The sequence below is a fragment of the Bifidobacterium sp. LH_389 genome (genome assembly GCF_056357235.1).
Genome location: NZ_JBKEVR010000016.1, coordinates 1 through 25117, shown reverse-complemented (window position 1 = coordinate 25117; position 25117 = coordinate 1). Strand labels below are relative to the sequence as shown.

Below are 25117 nucleotides of genomic sequence, written 5' to 3'. Positions count from 1 at the left end.
AATGCGCCGCGCCCGCAGCACGCGTCCGTCAACAGATCACGACGCCGAAGCGATGTTGTTCTGCAGCTCATCGATGTAGCTTTGCGCCGCCTGCTCGGGCGTCTTGGAGCCGAAGGCCACGTCCTGCGCATTGCGTGTAAGGAGATTGTCCGAGTCGGAGGCGCCGTTCGGGGTTTCAGTAGGAGCCGAGCCCGCCAGATCCTCCGTCTTGTCCATGAAATCCATGACCTTCTTTTCGATGTTCGAGGCGTTCTGCTTGGCGACTTCGCGCACCTTGGGATTGGCGGGAATGCCGCGTTCCGTCCCCAGAATCTTGCCGGCCTCCTCGTCGTTGATGAGGAAGTCCAGCAGTTCGGCCGCCTCCTTGGGATGTTCGGTTTTCGCGCCGATCGCCCAGCTCATGCTCATGCGGTTGTACATGAACTTCGTCTGCGGCGTATCCGTGGGCATCATGACCAGCGACCAATCCTCGGTGCCGGTTGCGGCGCTGTAGGCGGACAGCTGCGTGGCCTGGGTGAACAGCATCGCCTGCCTGCCGGTGCCGGCAGGAGACGTCTCGATGCTGGCACCCTGACTTTCCGCCCATTGATCCGCGGATCCAATGAGTTTTTCGTTGATGGCCATCTGGAACTTCGCGAACATGTCGGTCAAAATCTTTGGGGAAATGGCCACTTTACCGTCCCTGAACAGCTCCTCACCGTGCTGTCGTGCCCATAGTTGCACCCCGTACGTCCCCAGAGGAACACCCGCTCCGAAAACCTCTCCGCTCGACTTGGCGATGATCTGCCGTTCAAAGTCCTCGAATTCGTCCCACGTCCAGGAATCGGCGTCATCAGGCAGCGTCAGGCCTATTTTCTTCAGCGCTTCGTTATTCACGGCGATTCCCAACGACGTCAGCGACACCGGCGCCGCATACTGCACGCCATCGTACTGCCCGGTAGCCCGCACCGCATCGGTCATCTGCGTCAGATCAAGCGTGTCGCTGACCTGAGAGAGATCCATGAGCGTACCCTGCGAGCCATAGACCGGGATGTGGTCGGTGCCGATCTGGAACACATCAGGGGCGGCGCCGCCGGCAACCGCCACGTTGAGCTTGTCGAAGTACCCGCTGTAATCGGAGTTCTCCATGTTCACCTTGATGTTCGGGTGCTTCTGCTCGAACAGCTCGACCGCCTGCTGGGTGAGCTTGAGACGCTTTTCCGAACCCCACCATGAAAGTGTGATCTGCGTCTTGCCGTCGGCGCCGCTCTCCCCGGCAGTATCCGCCGAACCGCATGCCGCCACGCCAACGGTCATTCCCAATGCCGCAACAGCGGCAACCAGCCGCGTGAACATCGTTGTTCGCTTCATTGCAACTCCTAACCCTTTGGATTCCGTAACGCGAAGCCGCACACCACTCAACGTTAAGCGGCATACGCCATCGCCTTTCCCGCCCATCGACCATCGCCACCAGCGAGTTAATCGATAAAGCTATAAGTGATTATACGATTAACTTCCGGTGTCGTCAACCACCATGCAACACGCCTCATTTTCCGGAGCTCCTTGCACCGCCAAGGCTTAATCGATTAGTCTTTTTCACCGAATAACGCATGAAAAGCTAGGATGAACACCATGGTCACCATGAAAGACGTAGCGCAGGCCGCCGGAGTCACCACGGCGACCGTCTCGTACGTCCTCAACGGCACCGGATCCGTCAGCCGGGAAACTCGGGAGCGCGTGCTGCGCATAGCCCAAGAGCTCAACTACACCAAGAACCTCACGGCCCTGAAACTGCGTTCCGGCAGGAACGGCATCATCGGATTGGCCCTCTATGACGTCGGCATGCCATACGCGGCGGAACTGGCTCGCGCCGCATCGGCGGAAGCCCTTCGCCACGGACTGCAGCTGCTGGTACAGCAAACCTCCTCGTCACGCACCGAGGAACGGTCCATCATCGAAACGATCACCAGCCAGTTCTGCGACGGCATGATCATGATGTCCGGTGCACTTCCCAGCGAGGAAATCCGTACGCTCAGCCGAGGCAAGCCGGTCGTACTCATCGACGACCATTCGTCGGACAGCCCCCTCGACTCCATCTTCACCCCCTGCCGCGAAGGCGCGCGAACGGCCATCGCCAGACTCCTTGGCGAGGGGCGCCGCAACATCATCATGATGGGCACGCACGCCACAACCCTGCCTCTGGACGAGAACAGCACCCGAGCCACCGTCCGCTATGCTCTCGGCTACCGCGACACCATGGACGAGGCGGGATTGCCGTTCGACGACGGCAATCTGATTCCCTGCGGCTGGACACCCCGGGAGGCATACGAGACCATGCAGGAGCTCCTGCGGTGCAGAAGGCGCTTTGACGGGGTATTCTGCATGTCCGATTCCATGGCCATCGGCGCATTGAGCGCGCTCAACGACCATGGCGTACGCGTGCCGGACGAGGTGTCGATCATCGGGTTCGACGGCATTGACGAAGACAACTACACCACGCCCAAGCTCACCACCGTCGCCACGGACACCAAGCAGCTCGCGGAAACGGCGGTGACCATGCTGCTCGATCGCATCGAGCATCCAGATTCCGGTAAACCGCCGCAACGCGTGACCATCGGGCATCGACTCATCGAACGCGGCACCACACTGCCGACGGTGTGACCCCTCCTGACAAACTTTCGGGGGTATTTCCGCCGCCAAGCCCGTCATGGCAACAATCCGCGCGGAAATCCTGCCGAAAGTTTGTCAAAAGGGCGCCGCACGGTCAGGCGAAGGTCATCCCCCGCGCATCTATGCTGGTAGTGAAGCCGCAACTCCGGCGATTCCGACGAGGGAAACGCCGGAGACTGAACATAGGGGGAAGGCCATGAACGAACAGCAGTACCGCAGCCGCCGTCAGACCCGTCAATCCGCACCCGTCCGCAGCATCATCGCGGCCGCCGTGGCCCTGCTTGCGGCGCTGAGCCTGACCGCCTGCGCCACGACCGGCACGACCGGAGCGGGCAACCCGAGCGCCGGCGCTGGCCAGTCCCAGACGCAAACGTCCTCCGCCACCCCGCCTCCCGGCAGCGTGGCCGCGGGCAGCGAGGCCGGATCCAACGGCCGTCTGGGCGCCAATCTCAACGATTACATCGACAACCTGCTGCGCAATCCCTACCTGAGCGACTACGAGCGCCCGATCATCGAGCAGGCGAAACGGGACGGCGGCATCTCCGCCTCCACGTACGAGAAGGTGTGGGCCGACTACAAGTCGTGCATGGCGGACCGCGGCTACAAGGGCATACAGCTCCACAAGTGGCCGAACGGCATCTACGACGAATACACGCACGCACCCGGCACGCCCGCGCAGGAGGAGAAGTGGACGAGCGACTGGCATGACTGCTTCCTGCGGTTCGAGCATGTCGAGTCGCTGTACGGTGCGCAACAGAGCAATCCATCTCTGTACGCGGACACCTACGAGGCCGCCGTGGACTGCATGCGCCGCGAGGGCGTGGTGCCGATGAGCTTCACGGTCAGCGACTACAACAAGGTTCAAGGCAAGTCTGGCGCCAACGCCACCGTCACCACGGCCGCCGGCGAACAGGCCACGGTGAACATGCGCGACCCGATCGTGCGCGGCTGCAAGGCCGCCGCCGGCATGAGCAGCTCTTTCACGGACGATCCGATGGAATACCTATGGTGACCGGCGTGACCGACGCCGCGGGACTGCTCATTGTGGAGGACGACCAACGCATGGCCGCCTCGCTGGACGACGCCCTGCGGTTCGAAGGATACCGCACGTGGGTGGCGCACACCGGCGTGGAGGCGCTGGAGACCCTGAGCGCGCACGGAGACGGCATCGACGTGATGCTGCTCGACCGCGACCTGCCTGCGATGAGCGGAGACGCGGTTCTGGGCACCGTCCGCCGCATGGGCCTTGACGTGCGCGTGCTCATGGTCACCGCGGCCGGCAGCGTGGAGCAGCGCGTGGAGGGATTGGATTTGGGCGCGGACGATTACCTCGCCAAGCCGTTCGCCTTCGCGGAGCTGGCCGCCCGCATTCGTGCGCTGCTGCGCCGCGACGGGGATCGAAACGGCGGCGGGGACGTGGCCACGGCGAATGCGACGGGTGCGCCCGCGTCCGATTTCCGCATCGACGCGTCCCGCCGTCTGGCCCATTGGCGGGGCGTGCCGCTCGATCTGACCGTCAAGGAGTTCGACGCATTGGCCTGTCTGCTCGCCGCCCACGGCGGATGGGTGGGCGTTGCCGAGCTGGCGCGCGCGGCATGGCCGGATGGCTCGCCCAGCGCGGGAGCGGTCAAGACGCTCGTCTATACGCTGCGCCGCAAGCTGGAGGACGCCGGAGCGGACCATGCCGTCGAATCGGGAAGAGGAAAGGGGTACCGTATTCCATGAAATGGCTGCAACCGGCGGCTTCGCGCCTGCGCGGATTCCATGTACTGCCGCGCACGTTCCGAGGCAAGCTGGCCGCGGCGATCGGCCTGCTGGTCGCCGCGTTCCTTGCGATCGCGCTCGGACTGCAGATCGCGTTGTTCGGCAGCATCTACGATCAGGCCACCTACCGGGTGATTCAGGTGGTGCGCGGCAACACAGTGCCCACGCCGGATTCCCATGCACTGTATGTCTCCACCACCGGCTGCTGGTATACGTCGCACAGCGTGGGCTGCGGCCCGTTCACGCCCGGCACGATCATGGAGATCAACGGCGACGACGTACGCCAGCCGGTGCTCCAGAGCGCCATGTGGTTCTCGCTCATCCTGTTCGCCGTGTTCGCGCTGCTGGCCATCGGTGCCGCATGGCTCATTTCCAAGCGTCTGGCCGGTCGCATCTCCTCGCTCGGAGAGCAGATGCAGCGGCTCGACCCGACCGACCCAACCGAGCGCGTGGCGTTGGCCGGCACCGACGAGGTGGCTGCGCTGGCAGGGGACGTCAATGCCATGCTGGAACGCATCGAGCGGTCGGCGAGCGCGCAGCGGCAGTTCATTGCGAACGCCTCGCACGAGTTGCGCACGCCGATCGCGGTGATCGAGACCAGTCTGGACGCTCCCCTTGCGCAGGGCCGGTTCCCCGCGGACGTGGAGCCGTCGGTCCGCCGGGCGCTGGATGCGAATCGGAACGCGGGCGAGCTCATCGGGGAGCTGCTCGAACTCTCCCGGGTGCAGAATCGCATGCCCCGGCTCGGCAAGGTGGCGCTGGGCGGCGTCGTGGAGCGGGTGCTTGACGCCCAGTGGGATGCGATCGACGCGCACGGACTGGACGTGCGCACCGAGATCGACCAAACGGTGACGGTGCAGGGCGACGCGGCGATGCTGGTCCTGCTCGCGGACAATCTGGTGCGCAACGCGGTGGTGCACAACGTGGAATGCGGGACCATCGACGTGACCGTGGCGCGGCGGGACGGGCATGCCGTGCTGTGCGTGGGCAACAGCACCGAGCCGGCCGAAACGTCCGCCGCCGATAGGACGTCTGCCGCCGCGCTGGACGACCTGTTCATCCCGTTCCACCGGGGCGACGATTCACGGCTGGCCGGCAGGCCCGGCAACGGATTGGGACTGTCCATCGTGCGCGAGGTGACGGACGCCCACCGGGCGCGGGTGACGCTCGACAGGCCCCGGCCCGATCGGTTCGAGGTCACCGTGCAGTTCTGACAAACTTCCGGGGGCATTTCCGCCGCCGGGCCCGCCATGGCAACGGTCCGCACGGAAATCATGCCGAAAGTTTGCCGGAATGAGAGGATCGGCCCGCTGTCCAGCGTTTTCCCTACGTTGGTAGGCAAGTGCAGGGGGACTCGCACCCACTCGGCGAGTTGAGATAGGCATCCGGCCTGACCCTTTGAACCTGTTGGTTAAGACCAGCGTAGGGAGCAGTGATTCATGAGCGACAGTCCTCGACATCTATCCGTCGGCGGCCCGCACAACGCCGTTCGGTACAATGCGGCCCCGCAGGGCAGCGATCTGCCGCAGGACGACCCGCTCCGCGCGCGTATCGCCAAGGCCGTGCGCGACGTGCGGGAGCAGACGCCGCTCGCCCAGTCGTTCACCAATTTCGTGACCATCAATCTGGTGGCGAACGCGCAGCTCGCCATCGGGGGCACCGCGGCCATGGGATATCTGCCGGACGACATCGTGGACACCGCGTCGATCGCCAAGGCGTCCTACATCAACGTGGGCACGCTGCTGCCGTTCTACCGGGACGCGCTGCCGCAGATCGCACGCGGCTTCCGCAAGGCCGGTCACCCCTGGGTGCTGGACCCGGTCGCGGCGGGCATCGGCGCCACGCGCACGGAGATCCTCAGGGCGTTCCGCTTCACGCCGCCGACCGTGGTGCGCGCCAACGCGTCCGAGGTGCTGGCTCTGACCGACCTGTGGGGGCTGAACGACAACGCGGCGGACGGCGGCAATGCAGCCGACGCCTCCGGCAATGCTTCCGCACCCGACCGGCATCGCCCGGCCGGCGTGGAAGCCGTGGACGACGTGGATTCGGCCGCCGACGCCGCGGTCCGTCTCGCCCGTTCGCTGGCCGTCACCGCACCGGGAGGTCAGGCTGCGGTGGCCGTATCCGGCCCGGTCGATCTGGTTACCGACGGCGAGCGCACGTTCCGTCTGCCCGGCGGCAGCCCGCTGATGACCAAGATCACCGGGGCGGGCTGCTCGCTCGGCGGCGTGACGGCCACGTATCTTGCGGTCACCGACCCGCTGACGGCGGCCCTGACCGCGAGCGCGCTGTACAACCGCGCCGGGGAGATCGCCGCCGCACGCGCGCACGGCCCGGGCTCGTTCCAGACCGAACTGCTCGACGCCCTGTGGAACATCACCGCGGAGGACGTGGCCGCCAGCCCGATCCTCGCCGCGTAAACCGCAGAACCGCGGCATTCCAAGATTTCGCAAGACTTTAGACAAACAAAGGAGCACCGATGAACAACTATCCATTCGCCTCGATGCGCGACAGCTTCGACCTGTCCGCGTACTTCGTGGTCGGCCCGCAGGACACCAAGGGCAGGCCCGTCACCGACGTGATCGAGGAGGCGTTGCGCGGCGGCGCGACCTTCATCCAGCTACGCGCCAAGGATGCTGACGCCAAGGAGATCACCTCGCTCGCCCAGGACGTGGCGCAGATCATCGAGGACAACGACAAGTCCGACTCGGTGGCCTTCGTGATCGACGACCGCGTGGACGTGGTGTGGCAGTGCCGCAACAAGGGCATCAAGGTGGACGGCGTGCACATCGGCCAGACAGACATGGAGCCGCGCGAGGCCCGCGCCCTGCTGGGGCGACGACGCGATCGTGGGCCTGTCCGCGGAGACCGAAAGCCTCGTCAAGCTCATCAACGAACTGCCCGACGGCTGCATCGACTACATCGGAGCCGGTCCGCTGCATCATTCTGTCACCAAGCCGGAGGCCTCGGTGGGCGGCAACGACGGTTCCGGCCGCACGCTGGACGAGACGCAGATCAACACCATCTGCTCGGCCTGCGACTTCCCGGTCGTGGTGGGCGGCGGCGTGAAGGCCGCGGACATCCCCATGCTGGCTGGCACCAAGGCCGCAGGTTGGTTCGTGGTCTCCGCGATCGCCGGAGCGGACGATCCGCAGGCCGCCACCCGCGAGCTGGTGGACGCGTGGAAGGCCGTGCGCGGCGACACAAAGCACGGGTACGCCAAGCGCGTGATCGCGTCCCCTGCCGAGGACGCGCAGGGGACGGCCGCGGAAGGCACCACGACCGAGAAGAAGTTCACCAACGCCAAGGAGGCCAAGGAGGCGCAGCGCCTCGCCAAGCAGCAGGCGGTGGACATCGCCGCCCGCGGCTCCAAGCAGCGCGACAAGGCGCACATCCGCAAGACCAAGTCGGTGCACTTCGAGAACCAGTTCGGCTCCTACGACCTCGAGGTGCCGTACACGGAGATCAAGCTGTCCGACACCCCCGGCGTGGGCCCGAACCCGCCGTTCATCGACTACAACACCGAGGGCCCCAAGTGCGACCCGAAGGAAGGCTTGAAGCCCCTGCGCCTCGACTGGATCAAGGACCGCGGCGACGTGGTGGAGTACGAAGGCCGCCGCCGCAACCTCGCGGATGACGGCAAGCGCGCGATCAAGCGCGGCAAGGCCACCAAGGAGTGGCGCGGCCGCAAGCACGAGCCGATGAAGGCGAAGGACCACCCTGTCACGCAGATGTGGTACGCCCGTCACAACATCATCACCCCGGAGATGCGCTACGTGGCCGAGCGCGAGAACTGCGACGTGGAGCTGGTGCGCTCCGAGCTGGCCGCGGGCCGCGCGGTCATGCCGTGCAACATCAATCACCCGGAGGCAGAGCCGATGATCATCGGCTCGAAGTTCCTCACCAAGCTCAACGCCAACATGGGCAACTCCGCCGTGACCAGCTCCATCGACGAGGAGGTGGAGAAGCTCACGTGGGCCACCAAGTGGGGCGCGGACACGGTGATGGACCTTTCGACCGGCAACGACATCCACACCACGCGCGAGTGGATCCTGAGGAACTCCCCCGTGCCGATCGGCACCGTGCCGATGTACCAGGCGCTGGAGAAGGTGGAGGACGACGCCTCCAAGCTCAGCTGGGAGCTGTTCCGCGACACGGTGATCGAGCAGTGCGAGCAGGGCGTGGACTACATGACCATCCACGCCGGCGTGCTGCTGCGCTTCGTGCCGCTGACCGCGAACCGCGTGACGGGCATCGTCTCGCGCGGTGGTTCGATCATGGCCGAGTGGTGTCTGCAGCACCATCAGGAGAGCTTCCTGTACACGCACTTCGACGAGCTGTGCGACATCTTCGCCAAGTACGACGTGGCGTTCTCGCTGGGCGACGGCCTGCGCCCCGGCTCGCTGGCGGACGCGAACGACGCGGCGCAGATCGCCGAGCTCATGACGCTGGGCGAGCTCACCAAGCGCGCGTGGGCCAAGGACGTGCAGGTGATGATCGAAGGCCCGGGCCACATTCCGTTCGACACCGTGCGCATGAACATCGAGATGGAGAAGGCCATCTGCCAGGATGCCCCGTTCTACACGCTCGGCCCGCTGACCACGGACACGGCCCCCGGCTACGACCACATCACGTCCGCGATCGGCGGCGTGGAAATCGCCCGCTACGGCACCGCCATGCTGTGCTACGTGACGCCGAAGGAGCACCTGGGTCTGCCGAACAAGGATGACGTGAAGCAGGGCGTGATCGCCTACAAGATCGCCTGCCACGCGGCGGACATCGCCAAGCATCACCCGCACGCGCAGGACCGCGATCTGGCGATCTCCAAGGCGCGCTTCGAGTTCCGCTGGCTCGACCAGTTCAACCTGAGCTACGATCCGGACACCGCCATCGCCTTCCACGACGACACCCTGCCCGCCGAGCCGGCCAAGATGGCGCACTTCTGCTCCATGTGCGGCCCGAAGTTCTGCTCGATGGCCATTTCGCAGAACATCCGCAAGCAGTTCGGCGACGCGGCCCAGCAGGAGCGCGTGGTGGCCGATTCCGAGGCGGAGATCGCGTCGAAGGGCATGGCCGCGATGAGCGAGAAGTTCCGCGAGCAGGGCGGCAAGCTCTACACGGCCGCGCAGTAGGCACCGCAGCGGGTTTGCTCAATCCGTGCTTCCTCGGCCACGGATTGAGCAAACCCGCTGTTCTATGCCCCGATCGGGGCGCAACGGCAATGGATTTGCTCAGTGTGCGCAGGAGGGAACGTCAGAATCGCGGCATATAGCCCTGCGCGATGGCACAGTAGCGCACCTCGTTCGCTATGCCCACGTCGAGGACGCCCATCAGCACCATCATCACCAGTCCCGCCACGGCCGACAGCAGGTATTTCGGTTCCGCGAATATGCCGATCACCCCGACCACGCCGCTGACGGCCAGCAGGATGAGGTCGAGGATGCAGCAAGCGATGAGCGCCTTGCACTTGACGGCGCTGCGGGCCGGACGGATCGAGCACACCACCCAGATCAGGGCGATGACGATGGACACGGCATCGCCCACGATCGAGAGCCAGTCGATCATGCGCAAATCCGACGACCCACTCCACAGACCCAGCAGCATGGCCGGCCAGTAGATGGCCTTGCGAGGATTGACTTCCAGCATGGCGCTCACCCCCGTTCCGTTCGCCGTCGCATCGTTGCACGGCTTCCTATGGTTTCATGCTAATCGCGTACGATCGGCCGCCCAAATCGCTGTGGCATTTCTGCCGAGCCCGTCAATACACCGGCGGATGCAGCGGGATGGCCGCCCGCAGCAGCCATCGGCCGTTCCGCGGACCGCAGTCCAGGGATCCGCCCAGACCTTCGACCATCTGCCGGTGCAGCGCCAATCCGCGCCCCGCCGCCGGCCCGCGCCCCGCCGCCGGCATGCGTCCGCCTCCACGGTCCGCCAGACGCACACTCGCCCCCACGTCGTTGGACTGTTCCACGACGACGTCCCGCTCCCCCACCGTCACGCGCAGCGCATACCTGCGCAGCCCGCCGCCGTATCGCAGCACGTTGGCCTTGCATTGGCGGATGAGGCTCAGCGTCTCCACCGCGCTCGACGTTGCGATCGCATGGCATTCGCCGACCACCGCCACGTCGCCCGTCATGCCCGCCGCGGACAGTGCCGCTTGGAAGGCTGCGCATTCCCGGTGCAGCGCCGCCATGAATCCGGCCGCGTTGCCCTGCGGATCGTCGTCGGAGCGCATCCGGTCCAGCAGCTCGCGCAGCGCGGTCCATGCGGCGTTCGACCGGTCGCGCACGATTGCCCAATACCGCGCATCCGCAACCGTCGCGGTACCGACCGCCATGCCGCCCGCGGCATTGTCTTCCTCCTCCCGCACTGCGTCGAGACGGATGTCCGCGGTCATGGCGATCACGGACAGGTCGTTCATGACCGTGTCATGCAGGGTGCGCGCAAACCCGGTGTTCCGGCGGGCGAGCATGAGCCGTTCCCCGTCGCGCAGCGCATCACGCTCGGCGTCGGACTGCGCCGCCAGCATCAGGTTCACGGCGGTCAGTACGCCTGCCGCTGCGGCGACCACGCACCCCGCCACGTGCATTGCGCGCAACGCATGAGCCGCACTTCCGTCCGCCGCGGCACCCATCGCGGTCGGCCCCATGTCCGCCGCCGCGCACGCCGCCACCATCATCGCAGCCACCGCCGGACTCCATCGCCATGGCACGCGGCAGCTGAGCAGCCATGCCGCGAACCACATGCCGCACAACGGCAGCACGGCATCGCTCATGCCGCCGTCCACCATGCCACTCGGCACATCGTTTGCCAGACCGCCCAGAACGCCTCCCGAAACACCGCCCGCGCCGAAGTCAACCCATCCGCACGCCACGGCGTACAGCAGCGTCAGGAGGCAACCGACGCGCGGCCACATGACCGTCAGCGCTGCGGCCGTCAAATAGACCGACAAGGTGGGCAACACCCGGTCGGCCGGCAAACCGAGCCACAGACTCAGCGCCACGTCCCCGATCACCGCCGTCAGCGCGCCGATGGCTTCCAGAGGATGCATGCGCAGACCGAACGCCGTGCATTCCCTGCACCATTGGAGTGCACGACCCAACCGAGAAGCCAATGTCACGGACCTGGACGGTCTCGGTTCCCGCACCGGCGGCTGTACCGGCGGCATCCCTGCATCATCCGCTGTCATGGCGATTCACCCCGCCTGTTCACGTAGCCACATGGCCGCCAGTTCCATGCGGTTGGAGACGCCGGCCTTGCGGATCGCGCGCTCCAGATGCGTGTTGACCGTGGATACGCTGCGGCCGGTTTCATCCGCCATGCGACGGGACGTATAGCCTTGCGCGCACAGGGCCGCCAGCTGCCGCTCGGTGCCGTTGAGCGCCGCGATGCCGTCCGGCCGCTCGCCCTGAATGCGCAGATACGCCTCGTGCGCGGTCTCGAAACGCGCGCCGCCCGTTGCGGCCGTCCCATCCGTTGCGACTCCTCCGCCGGGCCATGTGCCGCCCTGCGCCACGTGCACGATCGCACGCGCCATGCTCACGGTATCGTGCTTGGAGACGATGCCCTGTGCGCCGGCCTTCGCCGCATCCGCCGCATACCTGTCGAGCGAAAACGCCGTCATGGCAAGGATCGCCGGCCTCTCGCCGCGCAGCCGGACCGCCCGGCACAGCGCCGGCCCGCTCATTTCCTCCATGGACATATCCACCAGCAGTACGTCGGGGCGGCGGCCGTCCACCTTGAAACGCGCCAGCGCATCCCTGCCGCGCGTGGCCGTCCACGGCACGGTCCACCGCGGCAGCAGCTGACCCAGCCTTATCCCCAGCAGCTGCAGGACCAATGGGTCGTTGTCCACCATCGCCACGGTACGATCGTCCATTTGTCCACCTTCCGCCGCACGCCGGTGCACGCATCCGTACCCCGCATCGGCCGTCGCGGCATCATCTGCCTGGCCGCGGCAGCACCGCCCGGCATCTGACTGCCACCGTCACCGCCGAAGATGGCCTCTCGCCGCGCGTTTTGTAACTATTTTACAAAACGCGTCTCCTACGGCCGCCCAGAGACGCAATTTGTAACACTGTTACAAAAGTGATTCCGTAGGCACCCCGCCGCCACCCGTTTTGTAACGTTTTTACAAAACGCGCTTCCTACGGTTCTCCCGAGACCGGTTTTGTAACATAATTACAAAACGCGTGCCTTGGGGCGGCTCAGTGACAGGCAGCAGAATGACAGACGGCAGAATGACCGTTGTTGTGTATGCGTGCATGCATATACAACAACGATGGCGGATAGAGGAACGGGCACAACACCGCCACGCCGCACCCGCACAACACCGCCCGCACGCTGGGACCCCCAATGGGTAGAGTGGAGGCCATGAATCACGGGGAGAAAAGCACGCTGCCGGCAGTGTTGTCGATCGCGGGGTCGGATTCGTCCGGGGGCGCCGGCATTCAGGCGGATCTGAAGACGATCATGGCCTGCGGCGGTTACGGCATGACCGCGATCACGTCGCTTACGGCGCAGAACACCACCGGCGTGCGCATGGTGGAGGACGTGACGCCGGAAATGCTGGGCACGCAGATCGATGCGGTGTTCGAGGACATCCGCCCGGACGCGGTGAAGATCGGCATGGTCTCCTCGGTGGCGCTCATCGAGGTGATCGAGGACCGGCTGAGGCATTGGCAGGCCACGAAGGTGGTATTGGACCCGGTGATGATCGCCACGTCCGGCGCAAAGCTCATCAGCGACGATGCGGTCGAAGCCCTGACCGCCCGGCTCTTCCCGCTCGCCACACTGGTCACGCCCAACATTCCGGAGGCGGAAACGCTCACCGTGGCGCACATCGAGAACGCGGAGGACATGGAAGCCGCCGCCGTACGTCTGGCCGAGCAATACGGCTGCGCGGCGCTCGTCAAGGGCGGGCACAACGTGACCGGCGACGCGGACGACGTGCTGGCGGACGCGACCGGCGCCATCACGTGGTTCCCCGGCACGCGCCTGAGCAATCCGAACACGCACGGCACCGGCTGCACATTGAGCTCCGCCATCGCCACGGGGCTGGCCAAGGGCGATCCACTGCCCAAGGCCGTCAAGCGCGCCAAGAAGTACCTGACCGGCGCCATCAAGGCCGGGCTTGACATGGGCCACGGCTCCGGCCCGCTCAACCACGCGTGGAAGCGCTAGCCCTCGGAACCCCGCGAACCACAAGAAACCCAACAAATACCGCAAATTCACCTCAAGGAGTGCACTCACATGGCCATCGACCGCTACGCCGAAAAGCAGGAAGTCCCCGTCAACCCCGAGACCGGCAAGCCCTATCTCAACACCGTGGCGGCCCTCGCCATCGCTCCGAACGGGGTGGGCGCGGAGCTGAGCGAGTACGTGTCCCAGGCCATTGGCGTGATCCGCGAATCCGGCCTGCCGAACGAGACGAACGCCATGTTCACCAACATGGAGGGCGATCTGGACGACGTGGTGCGCGTGGCCGTGGCCGCCGCCAAGAAACTCGCCGAGCAGGGCTACCGCACCGGCGTGACTCTGAAGCTCGACATCCGCCCCGGCTTTACCGGTCAGCTCGCGGAGAAGCCCGAACTGGTGAACGAGATTCTCGAAGGCAAGGCGTCCGCCGGCGCCTCGCAGGCCAAGCAGGAGTAAACGAAACCGGTTTCCTTCTCCGTGAAGGCAAAGGCCCCGGTCGCCATCGACCGTGCGGTAGACTAGTGCCCCATGACCACGATGAAGGAAATTGCTGAGAGAACGGGGGTCTCAGTTTCCAGTGTTTCGCTCGTTCTCAACGGGCGCGATGCGGGAAGGGTGAAGCCCGACATCGCCCGTAGGGTACGAGCGGTGGCCGATGCCTTGGGGTACAAGCCGAATCCGCTGGCACGCTCGCTGCGTACCAGCCGCACGCGCATTCTCGGCTTCGTCAGCGAGGAGATCGCCACCACGCCGTTCGCGGGAGGCATCATCCTCGGCGCGCAGGACGCGGCGAGCGCGGCCGGGTACATGATGATCACGGTCAACGTGGACGGCCGGACGAACGAACCGGAGGAGATCGCCGCTCTGAAACGTTACGGCGTGGACGGGTTCCTGTACGCCAAGATGTCGAACCGCGTCGCCGACGTTCCCGAAAGCCTCGCCGACTATCCGACCGTACTGGTGGACGCCACCGACCGCGCCGGCATGGTGCCGAGCGTCACCCCGGACGAGGTGGGCATCGGCTTCGATGCCACGAAGCGGCTCATCGACGCGGGCTGCACGCGCATCGCCTACGTGGGATGCTCGCGGCCCATGGTCGCCCAGACGCTCAGATTTCAGGGGTACCGTCGCGCGCTCGAGGAGGCCGGTCTGCCGTTCGATGACCGTCTCACCGTGAACGTCATGTTCCACAAGCCCGCCCAGGACGCGGTGGACCGTCTCATCGGCGAGCAGCGACCGGACGGGGCGTTCTGCTGGAACGACGCCCGTGCCATGTACGTCTACCAGTCGGCGCTGAAGCTCGATCTGACGATCGGCCGTGACCTGTCCGTGGTGGGCGTGGACAACCACCGTCTGCTGGCGGAGACGCTGGTGCCGGAGCTCACCACGGTGGAGTTGCCGCACTACGAGATGGGCTATTGGGCCACGCGCAAGGTGATCTCGCTCATCGAGGGCGCCGACGACGGAGCCAAGGGCTCTCTGGCCGGCGCGCCGGAACCGCACACCACCGCACCCCTGCCGCCGCTGGCGAATCCGGACGGCTCGGTGGAGACGCGCATCCGTTGCACGCTCATCGAGAAGGATTCGGTGGCCGCCTAGCGCGCCCAGCGTCCGAAGCCTAGTACGCCCCTGCAATGGCCTGATCGAGGTCCGCGATGAGGTCGTTCGCGTCCTCGAGGCCAATCGACAGGCGGATCAGGTTGTCCGTCACGCCGGCCGCCTCGCGGTATGCGCGCGGCACCTCGCGGTGGGTGATGCGCGCCGGGTCCACGATGAGCGAGCGCGAGTCGCCGATGTTCGGCACGTAGCTGAACACCTTTGTGCCGTCGAGGATGCGCCGCACGTTGGATTCATCCCCGTCCACGAGGAACGAGAGGATGGTGCCCACGCCGTGCGGGTAGTATTTCGCGACCAGATCAGACTGCCCGGTGGTGCCGATGCCCGCGTAGTTCACGGCCGTGACGTGCGGCAGGGTCGTCAGATGCCTAGCGATGGCCGTGGCAGTGGCCACCTCGCGTTCGACGCGCGGGCCGATGGTCTCCAGCCCCACCAGCGAGAGGTAGGCGTTGAACGGGCTGGCGACCGCGCCGAACGTACGCAGGTACTTGATGCGCACGCGGCGGATGTACGCCTCTGCACCGAACATGTCCGAGAAGCTGCGCCATATGCCGTTGCGCTCGTCGCTGATGACCTGCTCGATGGTGGTGAACTGCGGGAAGCGCCCGTTCGTCCAGTCGAACCGGCCGCCGTCCACGATGGCCCCGCCGATCGCGTTGCCGTGCCCGGTGATGCCCTTGGTGGTGGAATGCACCACCACGTCCGCGCCGAATTCGATGGGGCGGAACAGGTAGGGTGTGGGCACGGTGTTGTCCACGATGAGCGGGATGCCGTGCGCGTGGGCGAGGGAGGCCAGCGCCTCCACGTCGGTGATTTCGGTGGACGGGTTGGCTACGGATTCGCAGAAGATGGCACGCGTGTCCGGTCCGATCTTCGAGGCCACTTCGTCCAGATCGTTGATGTCCTTCACGAAGTCGGTATGCACGCCGAACTGCGGGAAGAAGCTTTCCATCGCGTCCACTGATGCCCCGTAGAGGTTGGTGGGCGAGATGATGCGCCCGCCGCCCTCCGCTGCGCACAGCAGCGCGAACGAGACGGCCGCCATGCCGGATGCGACCGCCACCGCATTGTCCCCGCCTTCGAGCGCGGCCAATCGCCGTTCGAGCACGTCGACGGTCGGGTTGGCCACGCGCGAGTAGGAGAATCCATGCGTCTCCCCGGCGGCGAGGGCGTCGCCGCGCACGGCGTTCTCCATGTCGAACGCCGCACTGGCGTACACCGGCACGTTCACGGCGTCCCCGTTTTCCCGGCGGTCGTAGCCGGCATGGATGGCCTGCGTGGCGAAATCAGCGGTCATGGTGTGTGTCTCCTCCTTCATGCGTTGCCGTCCAGTCTAGGGGCCACGAAGGCGGAACACGGCATTGCCGGTACAGGGCTTTCTTATCGGCCGGTATCAACGGGGCTGATAGGCAGCGGGACCGGCAGCCGGCAGGCCCGGTTCAGGACGCCAGTTCCCCGAGCGCGCGTTCGGCGAGCGCGGCGAGGAACCGCACGCCCGTCCAGATGCCGTCCGGGTCGGGGGCGAAGGTCGGCCCGTGCGCGGCGCCGGTGTCCCCCGCGCCCACGTGCACGAACAGTCCGGGGCTGCGCCGCTGGTAGTAGGAGAAGTCCTCGCCGTCAAGCTGGGGATGGTCTGCGGTGACGGCGATGCCTTGATCGGCGGCTACGTCCCGGGCCACACGCGCCCATTCGGGGTCGTTGGTGACGGACGGGGAGCCGAAGAACCAGGTGACGTCCGCCGTGGCGCCGTACGCCTCCGCCGTGCGTTCGGCGATGCGCGTGGCGGCCTGTTTGATGATCTCCCGATCGGATTCCTCGGTGGTGCGCGCGGTGCCTTCGAAGAACGCGCTTTCCGGAATCACGTTCCACGCGCTGCCGGACTCCACGTGCGTCACGGACAGCACGCGCGGGTGCGCGGGGTCCACATTGCGTCCCACCACGGTCTGCAGGCCCTGAATGATCGCGGTGACGGCCACGATCGGGTCCACGCCTCCGGTGGGCGAGGCGGCATGCGCACCTTTGCCATGCACGGTGACCTGAAACTTGTCCACGGCGCCGGAGAGGCCGCCCTCGCTGATCGCAATGACGCCCACGTCTCCGGGCGCGTCGTGCGTGCCGAAGAACGCCTGCACGTCGTCGAGCACGCCGGTGTCGAGCACCTGCACCGCGCCGGTCGGCCGCTGCGCGGTGGCACGCCCCTCCTCGGCCGGCTGGAAGATGATCTTCACGGTGCCGGCGAGCTCGGCGCTTCGCCATTGCAGCAGGATCGCCGCCCCCAGTGCGACGGTGAGGTTGAAGTCGTGGCCGCAGGCGTGCATGACACCGTGGTTCTCGGAGGCGTACGGCAGGCCGGTCTGTTCCTCCACGGGCAGGCCGTCGATGTCCCCGCGCAGGGCGATCACCGGGCCGGGCCGGCCGCCGCGCACCACGGCCACCAGCCCGGTCTTGAGGCCCGAGTCAAGGATTTCGATGCCGTTGGCCGCGAGGATCTCGCGCAGGTGCGCCGTCGTGCCGAATTCACGGTACGAGAGTTCCGGATGCCGGTGGAACCAGCGGTAATGGTCGAGCAGTATGATTCGCAGCGCTTCGTGGGCTTCCAGTGTTGCATGGGTTCCGCTCATGACCGCTCCCGCTCTCGTTCCTGTTCGCGTTCCTCGCGCCGGCGCAGCGCCTCGGCGAAGGCCTCCTCGATCACCTGCGCGGGCACGTTCGGCAGGGTTACGATCGGCTTCGGTTCGGCAGGCCGGGCCTGCAGATGCTTCTGCATCCACAGCTTGTCGTACCAGGTGCCGAGCTTGTAGCCCACACCGAGCTCGCGTCCGACGGGGAAATACCCCTTGGCCTTGTGGAACCTCGGGCTGGTGACAGGCAGATGCGGATCCTGCACGCGCGAGACGGTGAGCTCGAGTGCCGTGGGGTCGCGGAAGTCGGTCAGATCGTCGTGCTCGCTGACGGTGATGCAGGAGAAGAGTTCCACGATGCCCTGATAGCGCAGGATCGGTTCGAGCGCGTCGTACAGCAGCGTGCCGATCCGGTGGCCGCGATGGTTGCGGTCCAGATAGATGGACGTGTCCGCGGACCACGTGTAGGCGGGCCGCGATCCCATGGGCGCGGCGAACACGTAGCCCACGATGCGCCCTGTGCCTCCGGACGGGTCGTGTTCCACGGCCACGATGAACGGGAATGTGCGCTGCACTCCTTCGATGCGCCGGGCGAATTCGGCGGCATCCGGAGCGTCGTATTCGAAGTTGACGGCCGTGTCCGTGGCGTAGGGGGCGTAGAATGCGGCGATCTCGCCGGCGTCCTGCGGCGTGGCGAGGCGCAGGGAGACCGGCTCGGCCGGATTGCTTCGGGTCATGGGGATAACCGTCCTTTTTTGTGATATTGATCGGTGGCCCGCGGGCTCACACGTGCACGCGGGACAGGAACTGCTTGGTGCGATCGTGCTCGGGATGGCGGAACACCGCCTCGGGGCTGCCTTCCTCCACGATCTTCCCCTGGTCCATGAAGGCCACGTGGTCGGCCACCTGGTACAGGAAGTTCATCTCGTGCGAGGCGATGACCATGGACTGGCCCTCGTTGGCGAGCGCGCGGATCACGTCCAGCACCTCGCCCACGTTCTCCGGATCGAGTGCGGAGGTGGGTTCGTCGAGCAGCATGACCTTGGGACGCAGCACGGCGGCACGGGCCAGCGCCACGCGCTGCTGCTGGCCGCCGGAGAGCTTGTCGGGGAAGCTGTTGCGCTTGTCGTACAGGCCCACGCGGTTGAGGAAGTCGAGAGCGGTCTCCCTCGCCTCGCGCTTGGGCACGCCCTGCACGTCGGTCAGGGCGAGCTCCACGTTCTCCGCGACGGTCTTGAGCTTGTACAGGTTGAAGCTCTGGAACACCATGGCGGTGAGCCGGCGCAGGGCGGCGATGTCCTTCTTGGTGGCCTCGGCCGCGTTGACGGTGAAGTCGTCGATGGAGATTTCACCCTCGTCCGGCTTCTCGAGGAAGTTCACGCAGCGCAGGAGCGTGGACTTGCCGGCGCCGGACGAGCCGATGAGGCCCACGACCTGCCCGTCGCCGACGGTGAGGTCCACGCCGCGCAGCACCTCGTTCTTGTCAAACCGCTTGTGCAGGTTGGAGATCCGCAAGACCATATCCCGGCTTCCTTTCGGCTCGTTCGCCGGCGATCGCGGCGAGGGTCGGTACCTTGACGCGCGGCACCCATACGGCGGGTTCAGCGTCCACGATCACCCGCTCGTTGCGCTTGAGCCGCTTCTCGATCACGCGGAACAGCACGGAGAACAGACCGGAGAGGATCCAGTACAGGGCGGCGAGCGCGATGTACATCTCGAGGTAGCGGTAGGTGCGGGAGGCGGCGAGCTGACCGGCGGAGGTCATGTCCACCACGGAGACCACGAACGCCAGGGATGTGCCCTTGAGCATGCTCACGAACTGGGCGCCGAGCGAGGGAACGGCCACCACGAGGGCCTGCGGCAGCACGATCTTGCGGTAGGCGTCGAACTTGGACAGGCCGGTGGACAGGGCCGCCTCCATCTGGCCCTTGTCCACGCCCTCGAGCGTGGCGCGGAACGATTCGGCCGAGTAGGCGGCCATGATGTTGGTGAACGCCACGAGCACGAACAGCATCTTGGGAATGCCGTTGATGCTGATGCCGGTGCCCCAGTAGTAGTTGGTGTACTGCAATACCACGGGAATGCCGTAGAACGCGAGGAACAGCTGCACGAGTTCCGGCGTGCCGCGCGTGAAGGAGACGAACACGCCGCAGATCTGGTAGAGCACGGGGATGCGGTGCATCTTGACGAGCGCGAGCAGCAGGCCGAACGCCCAGCCAACGATCGCGGCGAAGAGCACGATCTCGAGGGTGACGGGCAGACCGCGCAGAATGGCGGGAATGTCCTGGATGATGTACGAGGGGTTGAAGATGTCAGGCATGATGGAATCCTTTCGCCTGCGTGAATGAACGTGCCTAGGGCGACGCGCGTACCGCCGCCGTCACGACCAGACGCTGTCGTCGCCGGTCAGGTCGTAGCCGAAGTACTGTTCGGAGAGCTTCTGCATGGTGCCGTTCTGGTGGAGGGTCACCAGAGCCTTGTCCACCTCGTCGGAGATCTTCTGGCCTTCGTCCGTCTTGGGGAACAAGTAGTAGGTCTCCTGACGCAGCGACTTGATGAGTTCCTTCTCCTCGTCCGTGCTGGCGAAGCTGTCGGGGATGGGCACGTAGTCCACCTGCACGCCGAGGTCCTGCGCATACACCTTCTGGTGGAAGCGGCCGCCGTAGCCGTAGTCGAACTGGCCCTGGCTGATCTGGCGCAGACGGGTGGCGTGGTCGGCCGGCGTGTACGTGATCTTGATCGGGTTGTTCGGGTAGAGCTTGTTGAAGTCCTCGAGGAACACCTGGAACGCGGAACCGTTGGAGTCGGTGGGCACGCTGTAGCCGCCGAGATCGGCGAGCGTGTGGAACGGATGCTCCTGGGCGAAGCCGGGGCGGGTGAGCACGGCGGCCTGATCGCGGTAGTGCGGGTACTTGGAGAACACGAACTTCTCCGCGCGCTCGGGCGTGTAGTTGAAGAAGTTGGCGCCGATCTGGAACTTGCCGCTGTCGAGCCCGCCGGTGATGCCGGCGAAGTCCACCTGCTCGTACTTGAAGTCGTAGTCGGCGATGAGCTTGTCCGCTTCCTTGAGCAGATCGATCTCGTAGCCGCCGACGGTGCCGTCCGCGTTCACCTGCGTCATGGGGGCGGGCGTGCCGGACGTGGCGACGATGACGGTGCGTGCGCCGCCGTCCGCCGCATGGGCCTCGCCGGTGATGTCGCCCTTCTGGCCGCCGCACGCGGACGTGAGCACCAGCAAGGCAGCGGTGGCCGCCGCGAACACGGTCTTGATTGTTGTGGACTTCACGTTGCTCTCCCTTTGTGGCTTGGTATGCGATTGACTGCGAGTGTACGGCCATTTCGGAGCCCACATGCACCGCGGATTATCGCCGCTGTTTTGAGCCATGCATAACCGGCCGTTATATGCGGCCCATAGCGCGTTATCAATCGGCGCAACGGCGCGGATCGCAGCCGTTGCATGCCTCTCGGCGCAGGTTCCGGAGGCGCATTCCGGTCGCTATATCTTCTGGTTATGGGGCGTGCCATGGGGCGCGGTTCCCCTACGGTCGTGAACCGCCCATAACCAACGCATATACCAAGGCACGTGATTCGCCCGGTGCCATGCGCTACATTCAAAACCACCGCGGACCGGCAACGCGATCCGCATCACCGTCATATCATCCGCATCGCATCCGTCCGTCACCGTAGCGGCACGCGAACCAACCACAGCAAAGGGGAAAACCGATGAGCACCGCACTTACCTATCAGGACGTCATCAACCAGACCGACGAGGAGTACGCCGCCGATTGGCGCGCATGGCACGAAGCCCGCGAGGCGCAGCTCGACTCCGAATACGGCTGGCTGTCCCTGCGCAGCATCGACTGGCTCACGGACGGCCAGACCATCACCATCCCCAAGTTCCCCGGCACGTGGACGCAGCACGGCGACACGGTCACCTACACGCCCGAGGCCGGCAGGCCGGTCACCAACCGTGGCGAGGTGATCACCGAGCCGAAGGACATCGAGGTGACCGCCCACGCGGACGTGAACGTGGAGGACTTCGACTACGAGGGCGTGCGTGCGCAGCTCATCAAGCGCATCGGTGCCAGCCGCCAGTTCGCCGTGCGCCAGCGCGACCCCAACTCCGCCACCCGCCGCAGCTTCCACGGCGTCCCTCACTTCCCGCTCGACCGCAGCTGGGTGCTGCCGGCGCACTACGAGCCGCTCGCCGAATGGAAGAACTCCGAGACCGGTGCCGTGCTCGGCGATCTGTCGCACAACGAGACGATCATCGGCTACGTGATGTTCACCAAGGACGGCAAGGACTACCGTCTCGCCGTCTTCCAGGGCCACAACGACGATTCCGGCTGGACCAAGGTGGACCCGGAAACCGGCAAGACCGTCTATCTGGACAACCGTCAGGACACCGACGGGCATGGATTCGCCCTGTTCCGCGATCAGACCAGCGGCAAGGAGACCTACGGCGGCGCCCGCGGCCTGAGCTTCGACGTGTCCGACCCGTCCGCCATCACCTACGTGGACTTCAACCGGGCCACCAACCTGCCGTGCTCGTTCACCCTGTACTGCACCTGCCCGTTCGCGCCCGCGGAGAACTTCCTGCCGTTCGAGGTGCGCGTCGGCGAGACCACGCCGACCATCGTGCACGAGAACGACCTGGCCGACGCCGACGCAGCCGAATCCGAATCCGCCACGGACGACGCCCTCGCCGCCTGAGCCAGGCCGAGCGCCATCACCCCCGTTTCCATCAATCCGCCAACGAAAGGAACCACATCCCCATGGAACTGCTGTCCCGCGACCCGTCCGTCACCTACGACGATCTCAAGGCCCAATCCCCCGAACAATTCCGCGCCGAATGGCTCGAATGGAAGGCCAAGCGAGACGCCTACATGCGCGAACCGTACGGCTGGCTCTCGCTCGTGAGCATCGACTGGCTGGAGGACGGGCGCGAGAAGGCGTTCGCCAGCTTCCCCGGCACGTGGCGTCAGGACGGCGACACCGTCATCTACACGCCGCCGAAGGACGGCGCGCCCATCGTCAACCGCGGGGTGACGCTGACGGGACCGTTCGAGGTGAAGGTGCCGGACGTGGGCGACTTCAATCTGGAGGACTTCTACCACGGGGACGTGCGCGCCCAACTCATCAAGCGCATCGGCGACGACCGCCAGTTCGCCGTGCGCGTGCGCGACCCGCACTCCGCGGGCATCGCGGGGTTCCAAGGCTCCCCCGCGTTCGAGCCCGACCAGCGCTGGGTGTTCCCCGCCACCTTCGAGCCGGCCGACCATGAGGACGTGACCGTGGGCGCGGTGGACGGCGGCCTCACGCACAACGAGACCTCCATCGGCACGCTGCACGTCGACTTCGACGGCACCCCGCGCGACATCATCGTGTTCGAACAGCACAACGACGATTCCGGCGCGCAGGCCGTCGATCCGGAAACCGGCGAGAAGGTGTACCTCAACAACCGTGCGAACATCACCAACGAGGGCAACGTGCTGTTCCGCGACGCGACGAGCGGCAAGGAGACCTACGGCGGCGCCCGCGTGCTCGGCTTCGACATCACCGACCCCGCCTCCGTCACCTACGTGGACTTCAACCGCGCCATGAACCTGCCGTGCGCCTTCACCGTGTTCTGCACCTGCCCCTTCGCACCCCTGCAGAACACCCTCCCCTTCGAGATCCGCGCCGGCGAGAAGACCCCGCCCGTCTTCGGCTCGCTGGAGGAGTAGCGGAGAAAGAGGCAACGCCCACCCCGCATAAAACACTTTCGTATGATCGGTCCAATCTGTGCCCCTGTCCGTGCAGCTTGGACCGATCATGCGATTTTCGGCCCTTGAAACGGCCGTTTTTCGCCTGATCGGTCCAAACTGCAACAGTGGGTGTGCCCCTCGACATGGTCGTCAATTCGGGCGTCGCAACGCAGGCCCCACCATGGCGTCCTATCTGTCTCCCCTCCGCATTGGTTTCTGGCTAGTGCAATTATGATAAAATATGTAAAACACATAAGGAGGTACGTTATGGCTCTCATCCAGGTCAATGTACCGGACGACGTGAAGGCACGGGCGGACGCCGCGTTCGCCCGCAACGGCATCACCACGCCCGCCGCGATGAAGATGCTAGTCACGCAGGTTGCCAATGAGGGGCGTACCCCGTTCGACGGACTGTTCTCCTCCGGAGCCACGCGTGAGCTGTGCGAGGACGTGAAGCGCGACATGATATATGCGGAAGCGCAGGAGTACGGCCTGATCCCCGACGATTCGACCGATGCGAGAATCATCCCGGACCATATGCTTGACCGGCTGGGCCTGACCGCTGAGGAGGCCGGCCAGTGAGCTGGGACGTCAGGGCCTCGGACCACTTCTGGGCAACCGCCCTGCGCATCAAACGCAAATACACGCGGGAACAGTTCGCCCGGATCATCCGGTCCGTGCGCGAAGCCATATGTGAACTCGCGGAAAAAGGGTTCGTCGAGGAAACCGGCTGGCACGACCACATGCTCGAACGGTCCCCGTTCGGCGATGGCCGTCATTTCGAATTCCATATCTTCGATGACGACGTTCTCGTTGTCTACTACCGCCGCGAGTCACGGCACGTGATCCGTATGGTCGGCATCTACGATCACGAGTCAATCCCCCGCGACGACAACTAATTCCCAATGCAGCGCATCAGGTGACAGATCGCCGCGCTGGCTCGCCCATAAGAAGCTTCTTTACTTGCGCAGGACCGTCCCGGCAAGTGTGCAACCGACTCTGATCGCCGGCCGTGGGATCGGGCGGACCTGCCACGCGTGGGATGCGGGAAAGGGCGTCCCGCGATGACCGTCCCGGCCCGTCGATGCGGGCAAGCCGGGGATATACGAAGGGGGCGGCCCGCAAGGACCACCCCCTACAAGAAGTGTATTTGCGGCGGTGTGTTACTCTCCCACACTCTCTCGGGTGCAGTACCATCACCGTGCCAGGCCTTAGCTACCGGGTTCGGAAAGGGACCGGGCGTGACCCCTGGGCCATGACCACCGCAAAAACCAACGCATGGTGGCGGTCCGGGAACCGGACAATGGACGCGAGCAACCCTCGTTGCCGACCGTTGTGTGAAGCACGCTCGTGCTCCGTGCCGCAGACGAATCCGACGCCCAACCATCCCACGCACACAAGGAGTGTGTCGTGTTGGCGTTCCCCCATTAGTACCGGTCAGCTCCACCGCTCGCGCGGCTTCCACGTCCGGCCTATCAACCACGTGTTCCACATGGAGGGTACAGACCCCAAGAGGGGTCA

24 protein-coding genes, 2 rRNA genes, 1 pseudogene and 1 riboswitch are annotated in these 25117 nt (G+C 65.6%); of the genes and pseudogenes, 14 read left to right on the top strand and 13 right to left on the bottom strand.

Annotation, left to right across the window (positions count from 1 at the left end; all coding sequences use genetic code 11):
* Positions 1-36 precede the first annotated feature (36 nt).
* Positions 37-1437 carry an ABC transporter substrate-binding protein gene (locus AC1AZA_RS10380; RefSeq protein WP_476514581.1) on the bottom strand — a complete coding sequence of 467 codons (1401 nt, stop codon included), beginning with the start codon at positions 1435-1437 and terminating at the stop codon, positions 37-39.
* A 174-nt stretch (positions 1438-1611) separates the two neighbouring features.
* Between AC1AZA_RS10380 and AC1AZA_RS10375 the strand changes: the two genes are divergently transcribed.
* The 5 genes from AC1AZA_RS10375 to AC1AZA_RS10355 all read left to right on the top strand — a co-directional run bounded on the left by AC1AZA_RS10375 (position 1612) and on the right by AC1AZA_RS10355 (position 6833).
* A complete protein-coding gene (locus AC1AZA_RS10375) occupies positions 1612-2640 on the top strand; it encodes a LacI family DNA-binding transcriptional regulator (protein ID WP_476514580.1) in 1029 nt (342 codons plus the stop codon).
* Positions 2641-2845: 205 nt separating this feature from the next.
* Positions 2846-3661, top strand: coding sequence for a hypothetical protein (locus tag AC1AZA_RS10370; protein ID WP_476514579.1), 816 nt, complete (start codon positions 2846-2848; stop codon positions 3659-3661).
* Positions 3655-4374: a response regulator transcription factor gene (locus AC1AZA_RS10365; protein WP_476514578.1), complete on the top strand. Its 720-nt coding sequence runs from the start codon at positions 3655-3657 to the stop codon at positions 4372-4374. Before AC1AZA_RS10370 ends, AC1AZA_RS10365 begins: the two co-directional genes overlap by 7 nt.
* On the top strand, positions 4371-5627 hold the full coding sequence (locus AC1AZA_RS10360) for a sensor histidine kinase (protein WP_476514577.1): 1257 nt from the start codon (positions 4371-4373) through the stop codon (positions 5625-5627). Before AC1AZA_RS10365 ends, AC1AZA_RS10360 begins: the two co-directional genes overlap by 4 nt.
* A gap of 122 nt (positions 5628-5749) precedes the next feature.
* Positions 5750-5859: riboswitch (TPP riboswitch) on the top strand.
* The gene (locus tag AC1AZA_RS10355; protein ID WP_476514576.1) at positions 5853-6833 is read left to right on the top strand and encodes a hydroxyethylthiazole kinase; all 981 of its coding nucleotides are present in this window, start codon (positions 5853-5855) and stop codon (positions 6831-6833) included. Its footprint overlaps the riboswitch before it by 7 nt.
* A 67-nt stretch (positions 6834-6900) precedes the next feature.
* Here the strand turns inward: AC1AZA_RS10355 and AC1AZA_RS10350 are convergent, their stop codons facing one another.
* Positions 6901-7059, bottom strand: coding sequence for a hypothetical protein (locus AC1AZA_RS10350; RefSeq protein ID WP_476514575.1), 159 nt, complete (start codon positions 7057-7059; stop codon positions 6901-6903).
* Between AC1AZA_RS10350 and AC1AZA_RS10345 the strand changes: the two are divergent.
* Both AC1AZA_RS10345 and thiC read left to right on the top strand, forming a co-directional pair.
* A pseudogene (locus AC1AZA_RS10345) lies at positions 6992-7192 on the top strand (thiamine phosphate synthase); the annotation flags it as partial. The gene AC1AZA_RS10350 and the pseudogene AC1AZA_RS10345 overlap by 68 nt on opposite strands.
* A gap of 70 nt (positions 7193-7262) precedes the next feature.
* Positions 7263-9545, top strand: coding sequence for a phosphomethylpyrimidine synthase ThiC (gene thiC, locus AC1AZA_RS10340; RefSeq protein WP_476514574.1), 2283 nt, complete (start codon positions 7263-7265; stop codon positions 9543-9545).
* A 121-nt stretch (positions 9546-9666) separates the two neighbouring features.
* Here the strand turns inward: thiC and AC1AZA_RS10335 are convergent, their stop codons facing one another.
* From AC1AZA_RS10335 to AC1AZA_RS10325, 3 genes are all read right to left on the bottom strand, one after another.
* Positions 9667-10068, bottom strand: a complete 402-nt coding sequence (locus AC1AZA_RS10335) for a hypothetical protein (protein WP_476514573.1) — start codon at positions 10066-10068, stop codon at positions 9667-9669.
* A gap of 103 nt (positions 10069-10171) precedes the next feature.
* Positions 10172-11464 carry a sensor histidine kinase gene (locus AC1AZA_RS10330; RefSeq protein WP_476514572.1) on the bottom strand — a complete coding sequence of 431 codons (1293 nt, stop codon included), beginning with the start codon at positions 11462-11464 and terminating at the stop codon, positions 10172-10174.
* A gap of 144 nt (positions 11465-11608) precedes the next feature.
* Positions 11609-12292 carry a response regulator gene (locus AC1AZA_RS10325; RefSeq protein ID WP_476514571.1) on the bottom strand — a complete coding sequence of 228 codons (684 nt, stop codon included), beginning with the start codon at positions 12290-12292 and terminating at the stop codon, positions 11609-11611.
* A 494-nt stretch (positions 12293-12786) separates the two neighbouring features.
* On the opposite strand from AC1AZA_RS10325, the gene thiD reads away from it, so the two are divergent.
* The 3 genes from thiD (at position 12787) to AC1AZA_RS10310 (ending at position 15210) form a co-directional block, all read left to right on the top strand.
* Positions 12787-13596: a bifunctional hydroxymethylpyrimidine kinase/phosphomethylpyrimidine kinase gene (gene thiD / locus AC1AZA_RS10320; RefSeq protein ID WP_476514570.1), complete on the top strand. Its 810-nt coding sequence runs from the start codon at positions 12787-12789 to the stop codon at positions 13594-13596.
* Positions 13597-13665: 69 nt separating this feature from the next.
* Positions 13666-14067: a thiamine-binding protein gene (locus tag AC1AZA_RS10315; protein ID WP_476514569.1), complete on the top strand. Its 402-nt coding sequence runs from the start codon at positions 13666-13668 to the stop codon at positions 14065-14067.
* 72 nt (positions 14068-14139) lie between these two features.
* A complete protein-coding gene (locus AC1AZA_RS10310; protein WP_476514568.1) occupies positions 14140-15210 on the top strand; it encodes a LacI family DNA-binding transcriptional regulator in 1071 nt (356 codons plus the stop codon).
* Positions 15211-15229: 19 nt separating this feature from the next.
* Here AC1AZA_RS10310 and AC1AZA_RS10305 read toward each other — a convergent pair whose 3' ends face one another.
* The 6 genes from AC1AZA_RS10305 to AC1AZA_RS10280 all read right to left on the bottom strand — a co-directional run bounded on the left by AC1AZA_RS10305 (position 15230) and on the right by AC1AZA_RS10280 (position 21135).
* Positions 15230-16525: an O-acetylhomoserine aminocarboxypropyltransferase/cysteine synthase family protein gene (locus AC1AZA_RS10305; RefSeq protein ID WP_476514567.1), complete on the bottom strand. Its 1296-nt coding sequence runs from the start codon at positions 16523-16525 to the stop codon at positions 15230-15232.
* A 142-nt stretch (positions 16526-16667) separates the two neighbouring features.
* Positions 16668-17849 (bottom strand): amidohydrolase, encoded by a 1182-nt coding sequence (locus AC1AZA_RS10300; RefSeq protein ID WP_476514566.1) that lies wholly within the window; start codon positions 17847-17849, stop codon positions 16668-16670.
* A complete protein-coding gene (locus tag AC1AZA_RS10295; RefSeq protein ID WP_476514565.1) occupies positions 17846-18586 on the bottom strand; it encodes an N-acetyltransferase family protein in 741 nt (246 codons plus the stop codon). The genes AC1AZA_RS10300 and AC1AZA_RS10295 overlap by 4 nt, the downstream gene beginning before the upstream one ends.
* Positions 18587-18632: 46 nt before the next feature.
* Complete coding sequence (locus tag AC1AZA_RS10290; protein ID WP_476514564.1) at positions 18633-19370, bottom strand: amino acid ABC transporter ATP-binding protein; 738 nt, start codon at positions 19368-19370, stop codon at positions 18633-18635.
* On the bottom strand, positions 19333-20169 hold the full coding sequence (locus AC1AZA_RS10285; RefSeq protein WP_476514563.1) for an amino acid ABC transporter permease: 837 nt from the start codon (positions 20167-20169) through the stop codon (positions 19333-19335). The genes AC1AZA_RS10290 and AC1AZA_RS10285 overlap by 38 nt, the downstream gene beginning before the upstream one ends.
* A 60-nt stretch (positions 20170-20229) precedes the next feature.
* Positions 20230-21135: a transporter substrate-binding domain-containing protein gene (locus AC1AZA_RS10280; protein WP_476514562.1), complete on the bottom strand. Its 906-nt coding sequence runs from the start codon at positions 21133-21135 to the stop codon at positions 20230-20232.
* 437 nt (positions 21136-21572) lie between these two features.
* On the opposite strand from AC1AZA_RS10280, the gene AC1AZA_RS10275 reads away from it, so the two are divergent.
* The 4 genes from AC1AZA_RS10275 (at position 21573) to AC1AZA_RS10260 (ending at position 24495) form a co-directional block, all read left to right on the top strand.
* Complete coding sequence (locus AC1AZA_RS10275; RefSeq protein ID WP_476514561.1) at positions 21573-22562, top strand: DUF1684 domain-containing protein; 990 nt, start codon at positions 21573-21575, stop codon at positions 22560-22562.
* A gap of 62 nt (positions 22563-22624) precedes the next feature.
* A complete protein-coding gene (locus tag AC1AZA_RS10270) occupies positions 22625-23575 on the top strand; it encodes a DUF1684 domain-containing protein (protein ID WP_476514560.1) in 951 nt (316 codons plus the stop codon).
* 288 nt (positions 23576-23863) lie between these two features.
* Positions 23864-24178, top strand: coding sequence for a type II toxin-antitoxin system RelB/DinJ family antitoxin (locus AC1AZA_RS10265; protein ID WP_476514559.1), 315 nt, complete (start codon positions 23864-23866; stop codon positions 24176-24178).
* Entirely contained in the window at positions 24175-24495 is a 321-nt protein-coding gene (locus AC1AZA_RS10260; RefSeq protein ID WP_476514558.1) for a hypothetical protein, read from the top strand. Before AC1AZA_RS10265 ends, AC1AZA_RS10260 begins: the two co-directional genes overlap by 4 nt.
* Positions 24496-24746: 251 nt before the next feature.
* Here the strand turns inward: AC1AZA_RS10260 and rrf are convergent.
* Together rrf and AC1AZA_RS10250 are read right to left on the bottom strand one after the other, a co-directional pair.
* Positions 24747-24863 (bottom strand): 5S ribosomal RNA (gene rrf, locus AC1AZA_RS10255).
* Positions 24864-25003: 140 nt separating this feature from the next.
* Positions 25004-25117 (bottom strand): 23S ribosomal RNA (locus tag AC1AZA_RS10250); the annotation flags it as partial.